Consider the following 14034-nt stretch of genomic DNA (forward strand, 5'->3'; position numbering starts at 1 on the left):
ACCGCCAAACGTACAAGAATGGTTCCCGAGCGCGGTGCAAATGATACGCCATAATAAAAGAGTCCGCGGCTCCGTAGCTCAGGGGATAGAGCGCCTCCGTCCTAAGGAGGGCGTCGGGGGTTCGAGTCCCTCCGGGGCCGCCAGGGTTTTGATTGTCCGATCCAGAGACAGAGTCTGCAATTTTTTCCATAGATGCAGTTGACACCATCGGGAGGTGAGGTCAGGTTCTTCTGGTAATCGGAAATGGTTCTGGCAGAGTTTGATGAATATTGCAGGATTTTGAGGCATCGTCAACCTGCGCCAAGCACTCGTTTTGCCATAAACAAAACAAAACTGCGTTCTCTAGGTTGACAAACACTCGATACAGCAGCCTTATATAGTGTGTTTGAAAACTTTTACAAATCGGTGTGGGAATCACTTGAGAAGAACGAGAAGATCAAGTGGCTACTTCGGCAACACGGAGATGACTTTGACTCGCATGTTAGCAACGAGCTTCTCGGACGCGGTCAAACAGTTTGCGATACTGCTCTTCTAGGTCAACTCTATGCGTACCGTTATGCCCCAATGCATTTCTTTGCGCTGAGAAAGGTTCTCCCCTGCATGAAATGCGAGACTAGGTTGATCGACTTTGGAACGGGGCCTGGAACCGCATTGTTAGCGATTGCAGACAAAACAAACCAGATAATCCATCACGTTGGACTGGAGATTGCCGAGGGAATGCGACTTGTTTGCGAAGATGCGATAACTCTTCTCGCAAGTCATATCGGAGAAAGCGTTTCTCACGCACTCCCTGGAAAAGCATTCTGGGAAGACGCAGAAGGCTCATCACCAGAGCAACAGAGGGTCTTTATGTTCTCATACTTTTTCGGTCAAGATCTCAACGCCTCATTTGTTCAGGCAGTAGCAAGAACGATAAAATCCATCAAAAGAACAAACATGACACTTATATACACAAACCCCGTCGGACCGTATGCGAGTTGGATGCCTAACAATGATATTCATCACTGGTATCGCCGGTTCTGTGAAGTCCTAGGTCATGAACCGAAGATTAGAACGACATCATACTCTTATGAAGCACTCTCGAATCTTGCCAAGCGAACCAAGAGAAGAGGCGAATGTGCGTATGAAGTCTGGAGTCTAACTTGAGTCTTTTCGAATCGAAGGGTACAGCGCCAGTCGGATTACAGATAATCAATCAGTTCCTATCATTATCGGAAGCCATGGTTGTTCTTGAGAAAATAGACTCTAATCTTTGGCTTTCCGATTTATCCCGAAGGGTTCAGCATTATGGATGGCGTTATGACTACCGGACAAGGAAATTGCATCCAGATTCTTATCTCGGACCACTTCCGGATTTTCTCTCAGGTCTTTGCCAACGAATCAAGCAAGAGCAATTGATGGAGGTTGTTCCGGATCAGGTGATCGTCAACGAATACTTGCCTGGTCAAGGGATTGCGCCTCACATCGATTGTGAGCCTTGCTTTGGTCCCGAGATTGCGACGATCTCGCTAGGTGACGAGTATCCGATGAATTTTCGGCACACGATCACAAACGAAGAGTTTCAACTGTTTCTTCCCGTCGGGTCGATCTGTGTTCTAAGTGGAGAGTCGCGATACTTGTGGACACATGAGATTGCGAAGCGCAAAAGCGATTTACTTCCAGGTGGTGGTCGGAAAGCTAGATTGCGTCGAGTCTCAGTAACCTTTCGCTCTGTGTTGGTCTCTCTCTAAGTCTCTCAGTTAGGGTGGATTTTGGGAGACATCCAGAGACGTCCGTAGATTCAAAATCGAGTTTTTTTACCCAACTTATTTCAGTCCTAAGGAGGGCGTCGGAGGTTCGAGTCCCTCCGGGGCCGCCAGGGTTCTCAGCCAGAAAAGGTAGTCTTTCACTTCGGATTAGTCCTGATGGAACCCTGTTGTGGAAGGGGCGTACTAAGTTATTAGGATGCGAGACTTGAAGCTCATCAAGCGATGTTTGATTCTTCTTGCACTGGTTTGGGCTCAGATCCCTGCCAGTGTGCTCGCTCAGCTTTGCCAGCCAACAGTCACTTGCGCGATGCCATGCTGTGTGGCCAAAGCGATTCATCCTACGGCTAAAGCGAAGCCCGTTTGTGCGATGTGTCCTGATGAGGGTGCCACTGATTCTAAAGATTCGAGCAAATCCCACGAGACTGAGATTTCATCAAAATCCACCTCAGAATCGTGCCCTTGCAAAATCGCACCTCGAACCTATCCCGCAGAGCATTCCTTTACTGCTTGTTTCACAAACGCTTCAGGCCATGATCAGGCGTTTTACGCGTGCACGGACGTAAAGCCGCTCAGGTTTGAACTGGCTATTTTTACGACAATGCGCCCTGGAATCATTGGATCCGATTCGGGTCCGCCAATTCGAGGACCAAGTTGCGTCTGGCTTGGCCGCGCTCCTCCTACTGCAGTTGCTTAATCTAGCTGTGCTCCATCACTGAGCCGGTCACTTTGCGTCTCATCGTACTTATCAACCCATTAGGAAAACACATGTTAACAACCATCGCTCTATCGGCGGTTTTGATCGGACGGGCCCCCTCACTCTTGGGCCCTGCCGTTGCAGAATCGACCTCATTCAATTCGATTCACACTGGATTCACGCCACAGAATTTAGCTACTCAAACGAACAAGGTCACGTTCGGCAAGTATCAAGCCGAACTCCGTATTCCAGAAGGCGGGCTCTTCGCTGGAGAGGAGCTCGATGTTGAGTTTCGGGTGACCGATACCACTCAGAAGGATGCCGTAGAAGAAGGCTTCAAAGGCGTGGGAGCGATCGAAGCAACCGCAGTGATGACGATGCCGAGCATGATGGGAATGCCAGAGGTGAGACCCAAAGTTCATCGTGAGGGAGTGCCGGGTGACTACGGCATGGAACTGTACTTCGCCCACGGCGGAGAGTACAAGATCGACCTGGCTCTGAACATTCCGGGAGAGGGTGTGAAGAACATCTCGTTTTTGGTAGATGTCAAAGATGAAAAGCCAGCGACCATCAAAGCTCAGCCGTACAAACTGAAAGTCGTTAACTGGCCGAAAAATGCCAATGCTGGAGTAAGAACCAACCTTAAATTGCAAGTCATAGACTCAAAGACCGGCGCTGTACAAACGTCGTTTGACGAAGCCCATACGAAGCTCTTTCACCTGCTTATCGCTAGTAAGGATTTGAACTGGTTCGTACACGAACACCCGGTCATGGATGCCAAGGGCACCTGGTCCGTTCCGATCACGTTCCCAGCTGGGACAAAGTATTGGGTCTACGGCGACGTCGCTCCGACGGGCAAAGGCTCTCGTGTGCTCATCACTTCCGTCCAAGTTCAAGGTGCTAAGCCTGCTTGGAACACGAAGTTGAGCCTCAGTCGAACTGGCTCGGATGGTGGTCTAAAGGGACTCCTCTCTACGTTGGAGCCTATTGAAACTGGCCGCAAGGCGACCCTCCAAGTGAAGCTCTTTGACACTAAAACCGGGATTCCGGCTGGAAATACCGTTAAATGGCTGGGAGCCGCGGGTCATATGATGATCTTTCACAAAGATGGTCAAACCGTTGTCCACAGCCACCCAGCCGAAGATGCTGAGAATGAGGCGTTGGTAAAACGTGGCATTGTGCGGTTTACCGGGAGATTCCCGAAGGTCGGAACTTATAAAGTCTACGCCCAGTTTGACTGGAACGGAAAAGTCCGAACTCTGCCTTTTGCCGTCGAGGTCACAGAATGAAACGAATCCTAGTTGCCCTTCTTTTCATGATTTCCGCTTTTGCATTCTCTCACGAGGGCGATTGTCCACACTGCAAGATGCCATTGCTCCAAAACACAAAGGATCAGGACAACGAGGTTGTGGTCAAGTTTGGGAACAAGCGGATTGAGTACCGATGTGTCTATTGCGTTTTCAAAGACCAGAAGCGATACAAGAGCGACCTGATTGTTTACGCTCCCGGCGAAAAAGTCGGTGAGCCGATTGTTCTCAAGCGAACAGACGGCAAATGGTCGGCTCCAGAAGGCGCGGTTTTTCTGAATACATTCAAGAAGCACTCCGAATGCGCCGAGCTCTCGCGGGCGTTTAGCTCTAAAGCAGCCTTCGAAAAGTATGTTGCGGATAAGAAAGTTGTCGACGCAAAACCACTATCGCTCACCGAGTTCATTGATCTGGTGATGAAGCCAGTTGGAACTGACAAATGAGCGTCACGGCCCTTCTTTTGGGCGCGAGCCTTCTCGCCCAGGAGACTCCTCGATTGCAATCGGAGATGCCTGTACCTCCGAAAAATCTGCCTCGCTGGCTCGACGGTCGCGGGGCGGATCACTTGTTTTATCGGACTGCTCCGTACAACTGGGCGATCAATCGGATCCCGGATTTTGCGAAGGACATGTTTGCCACGGGCGTTGGCCACGCCATGGCCTATGAAGCACTTGTTACGGGAAAACAACGAGAGCTGGAAGGCAAGACATTTGCGACGATCGACTACGTTCTGAGGCATCCGCCCTCAAAGCCAGTTGATGAGGCGGCGATCTCTCCGCGATTTGTTCAGAAGTTTGGCTACTTGGAGAAAGTATTTGACTGGGCGCACACACTGCACTTTCAGACCATCGATGTTTTCATGCACCCTGGCTGGACCGAAGCCCAGAAGGAAGCCGCGATCGAGCGGCTTTGGACGTTTTATTCGGCTGAGCCCTATGCTATCTCGGGTCTTCCGATGAACATGGAGTACTTGGATAGCTTCCCGTACAGCGGAGCATTTCGTCAGAACTATCCGAAGGTCAACGGTCTCTTCTGGGGTTACCACTGGCTCCAGACCGTGAACTACGACATGCTTTTCCGGGTTCCTGTAAGCGACCAAAAGCCACAGTACAGCTTGGTCGGCCAGAGATATCACGAAACCGAGCTCTACAAAACGGATCGCGATTTCATGCCGATGACGGCGGAGATGAGCCCACGATTTGCTCGTCGCTTTCCTCAGATTGCCAACGCTTTTGACAATCTGCACATGCTTCACGACAACGTGAACGACATTCTTGCCCAGACCAATCTGTCGGATGCCGAGAAGGAGACACAGGTGAAGATCGCGATCTACCGCGTTCTGGATTCGACGCACAAAGGCGAAGAACCAGGCGACGGAGAACCAAGAACCGTGCATGACCACCGATTTCCAAATGGGATGCCCGGCATGGGAATGATGGTGGGCAGTGATGAAGACACTATGTACATGTCCGGTATGGGCTGGATGGACATGAGCGGGTGCGCCCACTGCTCGATCTCCCTTCCTGAAGAGGGTCCGTGGGGAGCAACGGTTTCTGCCGAAGGCTGGACAATGACCGTGCGGTGCATGATGTGCGCTCGGGATATGGCCGCCGAGACTCCGGGGCGTGCCATTATTAGGGCTGCCACCGAAGACGAGAATCGTCTCCTTGTGATGATCTCGGATGAAGAAGGAAACTGGAGCTCGAATATCAAGGGAATCGTGTTCTTGGAGGTCTTTGGCGAGCACCCGAACTGCTCGGTGTGGTCAAGGGTGTTCACCTCTCGATCTGCCTTCGACAAGTTTGTCGCAACCGTCCCCGAACTCAAAGGAGCGAAAGCACTGAGCCTCGAGGAGTGGGCCAAACTGAACCACGGAACTCCTGACACTTACACGAAGATTAACAAGCCAAACCCCTACCGAAAGGGTGGTGCAAAGTGAAGCACATTGGACCTGGAATCTGCGTTAGCCTTCTCGGTTCTGCAACGGCCTTTGGGAGCGATCATAACAATATCGACAAGGAGCGTCCGCTGCGATTCGATGACGCTTACTCGATTGCTTATCGTTCGTTCGAGTTTCAGAGTGGATTCAGGCTAGACACGTTCAACCGGGAAAGACCCGTCTATAACTTCAGAACGGAGGTTCAGTATGGCTTCGCCAAAAACAAGGACTTTTCCATCGGACTGGAGCCGTTTGTGAGTAATCAAAGTGGAAAGCTCATCGGGAACGTGCTGGAGCTGAGCTACTTCGAAGGAGTTTCAAGGGAGATTGGGAACAACCCAGCCTTTGGATATCGAATCGACGCGGGTCTGCCGGTCTCGGGTGGGAATGGAACCGAGTTTCGAGTGCGAGGAATTCTAACAAAAACTGTGAGCCACTACGACAGGCTCCACCTAAACGTCGATTTCTACAACTCGACATCGGGCTTAAGCAGTGAGCGATCAAAGCGGATAGGATTCATCCTTGGTTATTCCAATCCGGTGGGATATCCGACAAGTTTTGACCAAACTTTTTTGGCAGAGCTTGGCTTTGAGCAGGGGCGGCTGACCGGCTCAGGATATAACAGTTGGGTCGGATTGGGAATCCGAAGGCAACTCTCGGCGACCGGGGTTCTCGACCTTGGGGTTCAGCTTGACCTGCAAGGAGCTGGTTCAGAGCCACTCTCACCGTTTCGGCTTTCGGTTGGTTACTCGAAGAGCTTCTGAAATATGAGAGACTGCTATCAAGCAAGCTCCAAGTTCACATTGAGAGACTTGTCGGAAGTTGCTTCGCAAGGGGCCAGGTCTCTCAATAGCCAGCGCGTCGGTAGATTCAAATCAGAATTTTTGAACCTATTTTTCTTCAGTCCTATGGAGGGCGTCAGGGGTTCGAGTCCCTCCGGGGCCGCCAAGATTTGAACTTAGCGTGGTTTCGAAACAGGGGTCATAGTCGCCATCTGCATTCGAAAGAACCAATGTTTAGCAAGCTCGGCACACAAAACGTAGGAAGCCACAATGCCCAGCAATCCGCCAATCATCGGCACGGGGAGCTGAGTGAATCCGAGGGAAATCGACAGAGCTGTAAACGGAAGGACAAGCACCGCAATGCAAGTAGCAATCGTGGTGAAGAGCAAAGCAATTGAAGGACGGGACTGGCCCAGCCAGCGCCGAGATCGAAAAACGAGCACGATCAAACTCGCAGAGATGACGGATTCCGTAAACCATGCCGTTCGAAAGACTTCTGGAGTGGTCTTGAGCCAAATCAACAATCCGAAAGTTGCAAAATCGAAGACCGAGCTGAGTAAGCCGAAAATTAGCATAAACCTTCGCAAAAATCCTAAATCCCACTTCTGCCGTTGCTGAAGCACCTCATCGTCCACGTTATCGCCCGCAATGGTCATTTCTGGGAGGTCTGTCAGAAGGTTAGTCAGAAGCACTTGCTTCGCGAGAAGTGGTAGGAACGGAATCAGAAGGCTTGCTCCGGCAAGACTGAACATGTTTCCGAAGTTCGCACTGGTTGCCATGAAGATGTACTTCATCGTGTTCGAAAACGTTCTCCGACCCTCCAGTACAGCACCGACGAGAACCCCAATATCTGGCTTCAACATAACGAAGTCGGCTGCTTCTTTGGCTACATCAGCGGCGTTGGCGACAGAGATGCTTACGTCTGCACTGTGAAGGGCTGGACCGTCGTTGACTCCGTCGCCGATGTAACCCACAACAGAACCGCCTCGTTTGAGGGCCAAGATGATACGCTGCTTCTGACGTGGCTCTATTTCGGCAAAGACAGAGACGTTCTTGGCTCTCACCAGTAGAGCGTCATCTGAGAGTCCATCCAGCTCAGTACCAGTGATGAGTTGTCTGTTCAGGGCAAGGGTTGTTGCGATATAGGCGGCAACGTGTGCGTTGTCTCCTGTAATCATCTTGAGCTCAATTCCAATATCGGCAAGTCTCTTGATCGTAGCAGCACTCTCCGCCCGGAGCGGATCATGGAGCAGGAGCATCCCCTCAAAGGTCATACGTACCTCGCTCATATCAGTCTGTTCAGACTCATTCGCTAGTTCGCGACTTGCAACACCAAGAACGCGAAAACCTTGTTCACTGAAGGTCTTAAAGCTGGCTTCGATCAAAGGTCGCACATCCGATATCTCAACCATCCCATTGGCCGTGCGCACCTCAGAGCAACATTCTAAAACTGTGATCAACGCTCCTTTCATGATGAGTGTAAGCGTTGCCTGAGAGCGAACCAAGACACTGATTCGTTTTCGCTGGAAATCGTAAGGCGTTTCTCCCAACTTCTCATATCCCTGTTGAACCCCTGGAGATGCACTCTTTCGTAGGGCTTCATCAATTGGATTCACGTAGCCAGATTCAAAAATTGCGTTCAGCTGACTGAGTTTTAGCACGTTTGGCGAGTCGTTACTCAGTGCATCTACCGCTCGGGCCACTTCGACAGTGCCTAGAGTGAGAGTCCCAGTTTTATCCGAGCAAAGAACATCCATTGATCCAAAGTTTTCGATGGAGGACAGTCTCTTCACGATCACGCAATCTTTGGACATCGCCATTGCGCCACGAGACAAGTTTAAGCTTACAATCGCTGGTAGAAGTTGAGGGGTGAGTCCCACCGCTAAGGCCAGGGAAAACATGAATGACTCAAGCACCGGCCGGTGGGCAATTAGATTCACCATCAGTACAAAGAGAGTCAAGAAGATCGTCAATTGAATGAGCATCGCTCCGAGCTGCTTGATCCCCTTTTGAAAGTCTCCCTCAGGACGCTTAAGACTAAGCGCACTTGCGATGCCGCCTAGTCTCGTGGCTGAGCCTACGTTTACGACAAGCATCTTGGCTCTCCCGCTAACCACGTTTGTGCCCGCGAAGACCTGGTTTCCTGCGGACTCAACTGACTTTTCGACCGGAAAACTCTCACCAGTCAGACTAGATTGGTCTACGAAGAGTGAGTCTTCCTCGAGCAGCAAGCCATCACCCGGGATGACTGAGCCTGCCGATAAAATGGCAATATCGCCACGAACAACCGAGGTAAAAGGGACATCTTTTTCACAACCATCTCTAAGCACCACGGCTTTTGTTTCCACGAGTTTCATCAGCTCTGCGACTTCGTTACCAGCTCTGAACTCTTGGACAAAACTCAACAAGCCACTGGCCACAAGGATAAAGACGATAATGAGGCAGTCCGTCATCTCTCCAAAAAATGCACTCAAGATCGCAGCTACGATAAGCAGGATTTGGATGGGATTGATGAATTGCGCAATGAGACCCAAAAAGATTGAATTAGATCTTCCACCGGGGCTGGGCAACTCTGAGTGTCGCCTCTCGGCCTCCTTAGTTGTCAGGCCCTCCGAAACCGTTTGGCAACGTCTCAACTGCTCCAGCACGTTCAAGGATGAATCTAGATCAGGAATATTGACTTTGTCCATTTGGGTAGTAGTCCACCTTAGCATCTTTGATTGACTCAAGAGTTCTCCCAAAATGGCCAATAGACGGTTCAAAAACAATTACTAGTCGGATCAAAGCGGGATGATCTAAGCGCTTATCGGCACCATCGATCAATGTGGAGACCCGCCGTTTACGGTTTACGAACGCTGAGTATAGAAGGAGACGTTCGGAGACGTTCGTAGAGCTGAACAGCCGTTTTCAATGCAGTTTGTCTTCGGTTCCAAAGAGGGCGTCGGGGGTTCGAGTCCCTCCGGGGGCGCCAAGGTTTTGTTTTGTCAATACTGGTACATGCTCGAAAAGTCTTAACTCATTTTTCACGCCGACTCGCCTTGTCAGCGAGGCAGTGTCGCACTTCCGGTTGCAAATTACTCACATTTTTCTCCAACCCCATAGAGGAGGAAGGCCGTTTGGAAACCACTAGCCGTACGTTTACAGGTAATCCTAGCGAGTTACTCAACCCACCTCATGAAGGTGAAGACCTCCGACAACTCCTCTCGCGTCAGCCGATTCCGGACCACCAACAGAGCCTTTGGCTCCATGCCTTTGCTGACCGCGGGAATCTTGCCGATCACTAGGCAGAAGTCACCGACCGAGGGCACCTTCTCGCACGAACTATATTTCAGAAATCGCCGTGTGAACTTAGAAATCCCCTTTGCGCTACCGGAAGAATCAACCGTCCCTGCAATGTCGATCTTCACGTAGTTCTTCTCCTGGTTCACCTCCCGAACTTCGCCGTCCCAGCGAATCTCATCTTCGTGCAACGGCACGAACTCAGGAAACTCTGGGTAATGAATCGACTCGGCTAAGTGAGTTGCTGTCATCAGAGAAGGTGCGGCATTGATCGCCCCAACATCCTTGAGCCAAAGCTCAAAGTGGAGGTGAGGTATCGTGTCTTCGGCATTCCCACTATCTCCCAGATAGGCAACAAATTGACCAGCCCGAACCGGGACTCCCGCCCACACCCCCGGCGCCATCGCATACTCGTCACCACCCAAACCGTCGTCGGTCCCCGGCGTGTCGTTGTTGATGTGATAGTAGTTTAGTGTCGTTCCATCCGGACACCGGATACCCGAACCATTCAGTGCCGAGCCGTACCAGACCCCATCTCGAGCCGCCACCAACGGTCGCATCTTCTCAGCCGGCAAGTCCTGGCCAATATGCCTCCGAGCTCCGCCTTCCCGTTCCGCGCCCCAAGTATCCGTCCAGACAACCTTTCCCAAAACCGGAAAGGTCAACGGAACCTCCTGTCGCGCCAAAACCAACCCAGCCGTCCATGGCAACATTCTTCTATTCTAAAGGAAATCCAAGCGAGTAAGATGGACAAACGATGCTTTTCGCCCTCGCTTTAGCCCTTACTCAACCAGACGAGAAGTGGATCAAGCTCTTCAACGAGCGAAACTTAGCCGGTTGGAAGCCCAAGATCACTGGCTACAAATACGGCGAAAACTTCGGGAACACGTTTCGGGTGAAGGACAAAGCGATCCAGGTCGGCTATGAAGCCTACGCGGACGGCTTCAACGGCCGCTTCGGACACCTGTTCTACAAAACGCCGTTCTCGAACTACATCCTGAAACTCGAATACCGATTCACCGGCGACCAGTGCAAAGGCGGCCCCGGCTGGGCATACCGCAACAGCGGAGTGATGATTCACGGCCAAGACCCTGCCACGATGGGCCTTAAACAAGAGTTCCCGGTCAGTGCCGAAGTCCAGATGCTGGGAGGCGATCCGACTGGGATCCGGCACACCGGCAACCTGTGCACCCCCGGCACCAACGTCGTGAGGAACGGCAAGCTGTGGACACCCCACTGCCTCGATTCAACATCCGAGACATTCCGGGGCGAGACTTGGGTGCAGCTAGAGGTCGAGGTTCACGGCTACGGCGAGGTCATTCACCGCGTTAATGGGGCCGAGGTCATGCGTTACGAGCAAATCCAGCTTGATCCAAACGATAACGATGCCAAGACACTGATCAAAAACGGTAACCTTAAGATTGAAGGTGGAACGATCAGCCTCCAATCCGAGAGCCACCCGGTTGAGTTCCGCAACATCTTCCTGCGCAAGCTGTGAACTCCCGCCTTCAACTGGCCCTCAATCTATACAACAAAGTAAACTATCTCAGCGTAGAATTACGCAGAGCAAAGGTGATGCTGGTGATGCCAGGTGGACCCGCGCAGGATACAACATGTCAGAGAAGGTTTTGGACGAGTCAACGGCTCTATTAGAGCAATTTGCCAATCGCGAGTACGAGCACGGGTGGGAGACCACCATTGAGACCGAGACCATTGAGCCTGGCCTCAACGAGGACACGGTTCGCCGAATCTCTGCGAAGAAGAACGAGCCGCAATGGTTGCTCGACTGGCGACTGAAGGCTTACCGACACTTCTTGACGATGACGGAGCCAACCTGGCCGAACGTCCACTACAAGCCAGCTGATCTCCAGGCGATCTCCTACTACTCATCACCCAAGATGAAGCCGCTGCTGGACTCCCTTGAGGATGCCGACCCCGAAATCCTCCGCACCTTCCAAAAACTAGGAATCCCGGTCGAGGAGCAAAAGGTTCTGCTGAATGTCAAGGGCGCTGCCTCTTCTGCCGCCGATGCGCTGGCTAAGCCAACCGACTGGTCTGAGCTAGAAGGCAAGGTAGCTGTCGACGCCGTCTTCGATTCGGTTTCGGTTGTCACGACCTTTAAAAAGAAGCTCGCGGAACTCGGAATCATCTTCTGCTCCATCTCCGAAGCCGTCCACGAGCACCCCGAGCTGGTTCAGAAGTATCTCGGCTCAGTCGTGCCCTACAGCGACAACTACTACGCGACCCTGAACTCAGCAGTCTTCTCCGACGGCTCCTTCGTCTACATCCCTAAGGGTGTCCGATGCCCGATGGAGCTCAGCACCTACTTCCGAATCAACGCCGAAAACACCGGTCAATTCGAGCGAACCCTCATCGTCTGCGAAGAAGGCGGTTACGTCAGCTACTTGGAAGGTTGCACCGCGCCGATGCGCGATGAGAACCAGCTCCACGCCGCCGTCGTCGAGCTCTACGCCGCCGGCGATAATGCGACGATCAAGTACAGCACCGTCCAAAACTGGTATCCCGGCGACCCCAAGACCGGCATCGGCGGAATCTTCAACTTCGTCACCAAGCGAGCCATTTGCGCCGGCCGAGCTTCCAAGGTCACCTGGACCCAGGTCGAAACCGGGTCCGCAATCACCTGGAAGTACCCATCGGTCATCCTCAAAGGCGACGACTCCGTCGGCGAATTCTACAGCGTCGCTCTCACCGCCGGAAAGCAACAAGCCGACACTGGCACCAAGATGATCCACATCGGCAAGCGCACCAAGTCGACCATTGTCGCCAAAGGAATCTCCGCCGGAAACGGTCAGAACACCTACCGTGGGCTCGTCAAAATCAACCCCGGCGCCGACAACGCCCGCAACTACTCCCAGTGCGACTCCATGCTCATGGGCGACCGCTGCGGAGCCCACACCTTCCCCTACATTGAGGTGAAGAACCCCTCGGCAACCGTCGAGCACGAAGCTTCCACGTCGAAGATTGGCGAAGACCAAATCTTCTACTGCAACCAACGCGGAATCCCCACCGAAGACGCCGTCAACATGATCGTCAGCGGCTTCTGCAAAGACGTCTTCCGAGAACTCCCCATGGAATTCGCGGTTGAGGCTCAGAAGTTGCTCGGTGTTAGCTTGGAAGGCTCAGTCGGCTAAGCTAGCTGAGTGGAGTTTTCCCTCGCGGATGACCTAATCGCCGCCCTGGATGGAGTAGGTCTGATGCTGTCTGCTCAGATCAGGCAGGATGCTGACTTCCGGACAATCGTCTGGAAGTCAGGCAACCCAAGTGTTAGCGAAGATTTGGAACTGCGGCTGTCCGCGTATCCAAGCTTGTATTGGTTCGGCGGCTACGTGTACGACTTCCCGGGTCATGCAAGAGATGCGATCCCAGAAGTGGTCAAGTTTCTTCAAGGTTTCTTTCGGGAGCGGATTCTTCGCGGTATCGATCCGAACGGCGGCGGTGGTCCGATATGGATGAATGAAGTTGCGTATCCAGAATTCATCAACTGGGAACGCGAACCGGGCACTGAGATCCGTTCTTGGCTTGGAACACATGACACCACCGTCACCGGTAAGAGCACCCTCCTCTGGCTCCGTTCAATCCGCCCACTCCGCCTCGAAGAAGTCCCCGAAGTCGCCGCCTTCTACATCGACATCCAAGTCGATACCGTCCCGACGATCCACCCACTCCACGAAGTGATCGAATACATCACAGACGTCCGGGTGGCCAGCGGCTCAAGCTACGTCCTCGAACAAAACGGCAAAATCCTCGGCTGGCTCGACGTCGCCGACGGCTGGGTCCATCACCTTTGCGTCCGCCGAGGCGAAAATGGCAAGGGAATCGGCAAGGAACTTCTCGACTACGCGAAACTCAAATCTCCCCAAGGCCTCCAGCTTTGGACCTTCCAAGTCAACGACGGCGCTCGCCGCTTCTACGCCCGCGAAGGTTTCCAGGAAGTCGAACTCACCAACGGCGAAAACTGCGAGGAAAAACAGCCTGACGTCCGCCTGGCTTGGGCTCCGAAGACCCTATAATAAGATCATGCCGGAAGTCACGCAAGGGATGAAAAACGGGAGACCGAGCACGCTTCATGTCCAGCCAATCGAAGACGGCACCGAAGACTTTGATCTCGAGTTCTGGCAGGCGCAGGGCCCCGCTGCGATCTTCGCGGCCGCATGGGAAATGGCAGTTCTTGCCCACAAAATGAAAGGAGGCACCGAGGATGAACTCAGACTTCGTCGAACTCCTGTCGTTGTTCAACCAATTCGGCATTAGGTTCAAAAAGGTA

At 52.5% G+C, this 14034-nt stretch carries 12 protein-coding genes and 1 tRNA gene; 11 read left to right on the forward strand and 2 right to left on the reverse strand.

The window, feature by feature from the left end; translation table 11 throughout:
* Window positions 1-67 precede the first annotated feature (67 nt).
* The 7 genes from WCK51_02085 to WCK51_02115 all read left to right on the forward strand — a co-directional run bounded on the left by WCK51_02085 (window position 68) and on the right by WCK51_02115 (window position 6452).
* Window positions 68-143, forward strand: a tRNA-Arg gene (locus tag WCK51_02085).
* Between the two features lie 238 nt (window positions 144-381).
* Window positions 382-1146, forward strand: a complete 765-nt coding sequence (locus tag WCK51_02090) for a hypothetical protein (protein MEI7575654.1) — start codon at window positions 382-384, stop codon at window positions 1144-1146.
* A 74-nt stretch (window positions 1147-1220) separates the two neighbouring features.
* A complete protein-coding gene (locus tag WCK51_02095) occupies window positions 1221-1730 on the forward strand; it encodes an alpha-ketoglutarate-dependent dioxygenase AlkB (protein ID MEI7575655.1) in 510 nt (169 codons plus the stop codon).
* Window positions 1731-2513: 783 nt separating this feature from the next.
* The gene (locus WCK51_02100; protein MEI7575656.1) at window positions 2514-3731 is read left to right on the forward strand and encodes a hypothetical protein; all 1218 of its coding nucleotides are present in this window, start codon (window positions 2514-2516) and stop codon (window positions 3729-3731) included.
* A complete protein-coding gene (locus tag WCK51_02105) occupies window positions 3728-4192 on the forward strand; it encodes a hypothetical protein (protein ID MEI7575657.1) in 465 nt (154 codons plus the stop codon). Before WCK51_02100 ends, WCK51_02105 begins: the two co-directional genes overlap by 4 nt.
* A complete protein-coding gene (locus tag WCK51_02110) occupies window positions 4189-5688 on the forward strand; it encodes a hypothetical protein (protein MEI7575658.1) in 1500 nt (499 codons plus the stop codon). The genes WCK51_02105 and WCK51_02110 overlap by 4 nt, the downstream gene beginning before the upstream one ends.
* Window positions 5685-6452, forward strand: coding sequence for a hypothetical protein (locus WCK51_02115; GenBank protein ID MEI7575659.1), 768 nt, complete (start codon window positions 5685-5687; stop codon window positions 6450-6452). Before WCK51_02110 ends, WCK51_02115 begins: the two co-directional genes overlap by 4 nt.
* A gap of 194 nt (window positions 6453-6646) precedes the next feature.
* On the opposite strand, the gene mgtA is transcribed toward WCK51_02115, so the two are convergent.
* Window positions 6647-9160 carry a magnesium-translocating P-type ATPase gene (gene mgtA, locus WCK51_02120; protein ID MEI7575660.1) on the reverse strand — a complete coding sequence of 838 codons (2514 nt, stop codon included), beginning with the start codon at window positions 9158-9160 and terminating at the stop codon, window positions 6647-6649.
* 468 nt (window positions 9161-9628) lie between these two features.
* Window positions 9629-10462 carry a hypothetical protein gene (locus WCK51_02125; protein MEI7575661.1) on the reverse strand — a complete coding sequence of 278 codons (834 nt, stop codon included), beginning with the start codon at window positions 10460-10462 and terminating at the stop codon, window positions 9629-9631.
* Window positions 10463-10506: 44 nt separating this feature from the next.
* Here WCK51_02125 and WCK51_02130 point away from each other — a divergent pair, with 44 nt between their 5' ends.
* The 4 genes from WCK51_02130 (at window position 10507) to WCK51_02145 (ending at window position 14021) form a co-directional block, all read left to right on the forward strand.
* Window positions 10507-11247: a DUF1080 domain-containing protein gene (locus WCK51_02130; GenBank protein ID MEI7575662.1), complete on the forward strand. Its 741-nt coding sequence runs from the start codon at window positions 10507-10509 to the stop codon at window positions 11245-11247.
* Between the two features lie 115 nt (window positions 11248-11362).
* Complete coding sequence (gene sufB / locus WCK51_02135) at window positions 11363-12901, forward strand: Fe-S cluster assembly protein SufB (GenBank protein MEI7575663.1); 1539 nt, start codon at window positions 11363-11365, stop codon at window positions 12899-12901.
* A gap of 9 nt (window positions 12902-12910) precedes the next feature.
* Window positions 12911-13780: a GNAT family N-acetyltransferase gene (locus WCK51_02140; GenBank protein ID MEI7575664.1), complete on the forward strand. Its 870-nt coding sequence runs from the start codon at window positions 12911-12913 to the stop codon at window positions 13778-13780.
* Window positions 13781-13787: 7 nt separating this feature from the next.
* Window positions 13788-14021 (forward strand): hypothetical protein, encoded by a 234-nt coding sequence (locus tag WCK51_02145; GenBank protein MEI7575665.1) that lies wholly within the window; start codon window positions 13788-13790, stop codon window positions 14019-14021.
* Window positions 14022-14034 lie beyond the last annotated feature (13 nt).

The sequence above is a fragment of the Armatimonadota bacterium genome (assembly GCA_037138755.1).
In the GTDB taxonomy this organism is placed as follows: Bacteria; Armatimonadota; Fimbriimonadia; order Fimbriimonadales; family Fimbriimonadaceae; genus Fimbriimonas.

Bases quoted from the DNA above. Each gene is read 5' to 3' on its own strand.
- WCK51_02130 (MEI7575662.1), top strand. From the start codon at position 10,507: ATGCTTTTCGCCCTCGCTTTAGCCCTTACTCAACCAGACGAGAAGTGG.
- WCK51_02125 (MEI7575661.1), bottom strand. From the start codon at position 10,462: ATGTTGCCATGGACGGCTGGGTTGGTTTTGGCGCGACAGGAGGTTCCG.
- WCK51_02100 (MEI7575656.1), top strand. From the start codon at position 2,514: ATGTTAACAACCATCGCTCTATCGGCGGTTTTGATCGGACGGGCCCCC.
- WCK51_02095 (MEI7575655.1), top strand. From the start codon at position 1,221: ATGGTTGTTCTTGAGAAAATAGACTCTAATCTTTGGCTTTCCGATTTA.
- sufB (MEI7575663.1), top strand. From the start codon at position 11,363: ATGTCAGAGAAGGTTTTGGACGAGTCAACGGCTCTATTAGAGCAATTT.
- WCK51_02105 (MEI7575657.1), top strand. From the start codon at position 3,728: ATGAAACGAATCCTAGTTGCCCTTCTTTTCATGATTTCCGCTTTTGCA.
- WCK51_02110 (MEI7575658.1), top strand. From the start codon at position 4,189: ATGAGCGTCACGGCCCTTCTTTTGGGCGCGAGCCTTCTCGCCCAGGAG.
- WCK51_02145 (MEI7575665.1), top strand. From the start codon at position 13,788: ATGCCGGAAGTCACGCAAGGGATGAAAAACGGGAGACCGAGCACGCTT.
- mgtA (MEI7575660.1), bottom strand. From the start codon at position 9,160: ATGGACAAAGTCAATATTCCTGATCTAGATTCATCCTTGAACGTGCTG.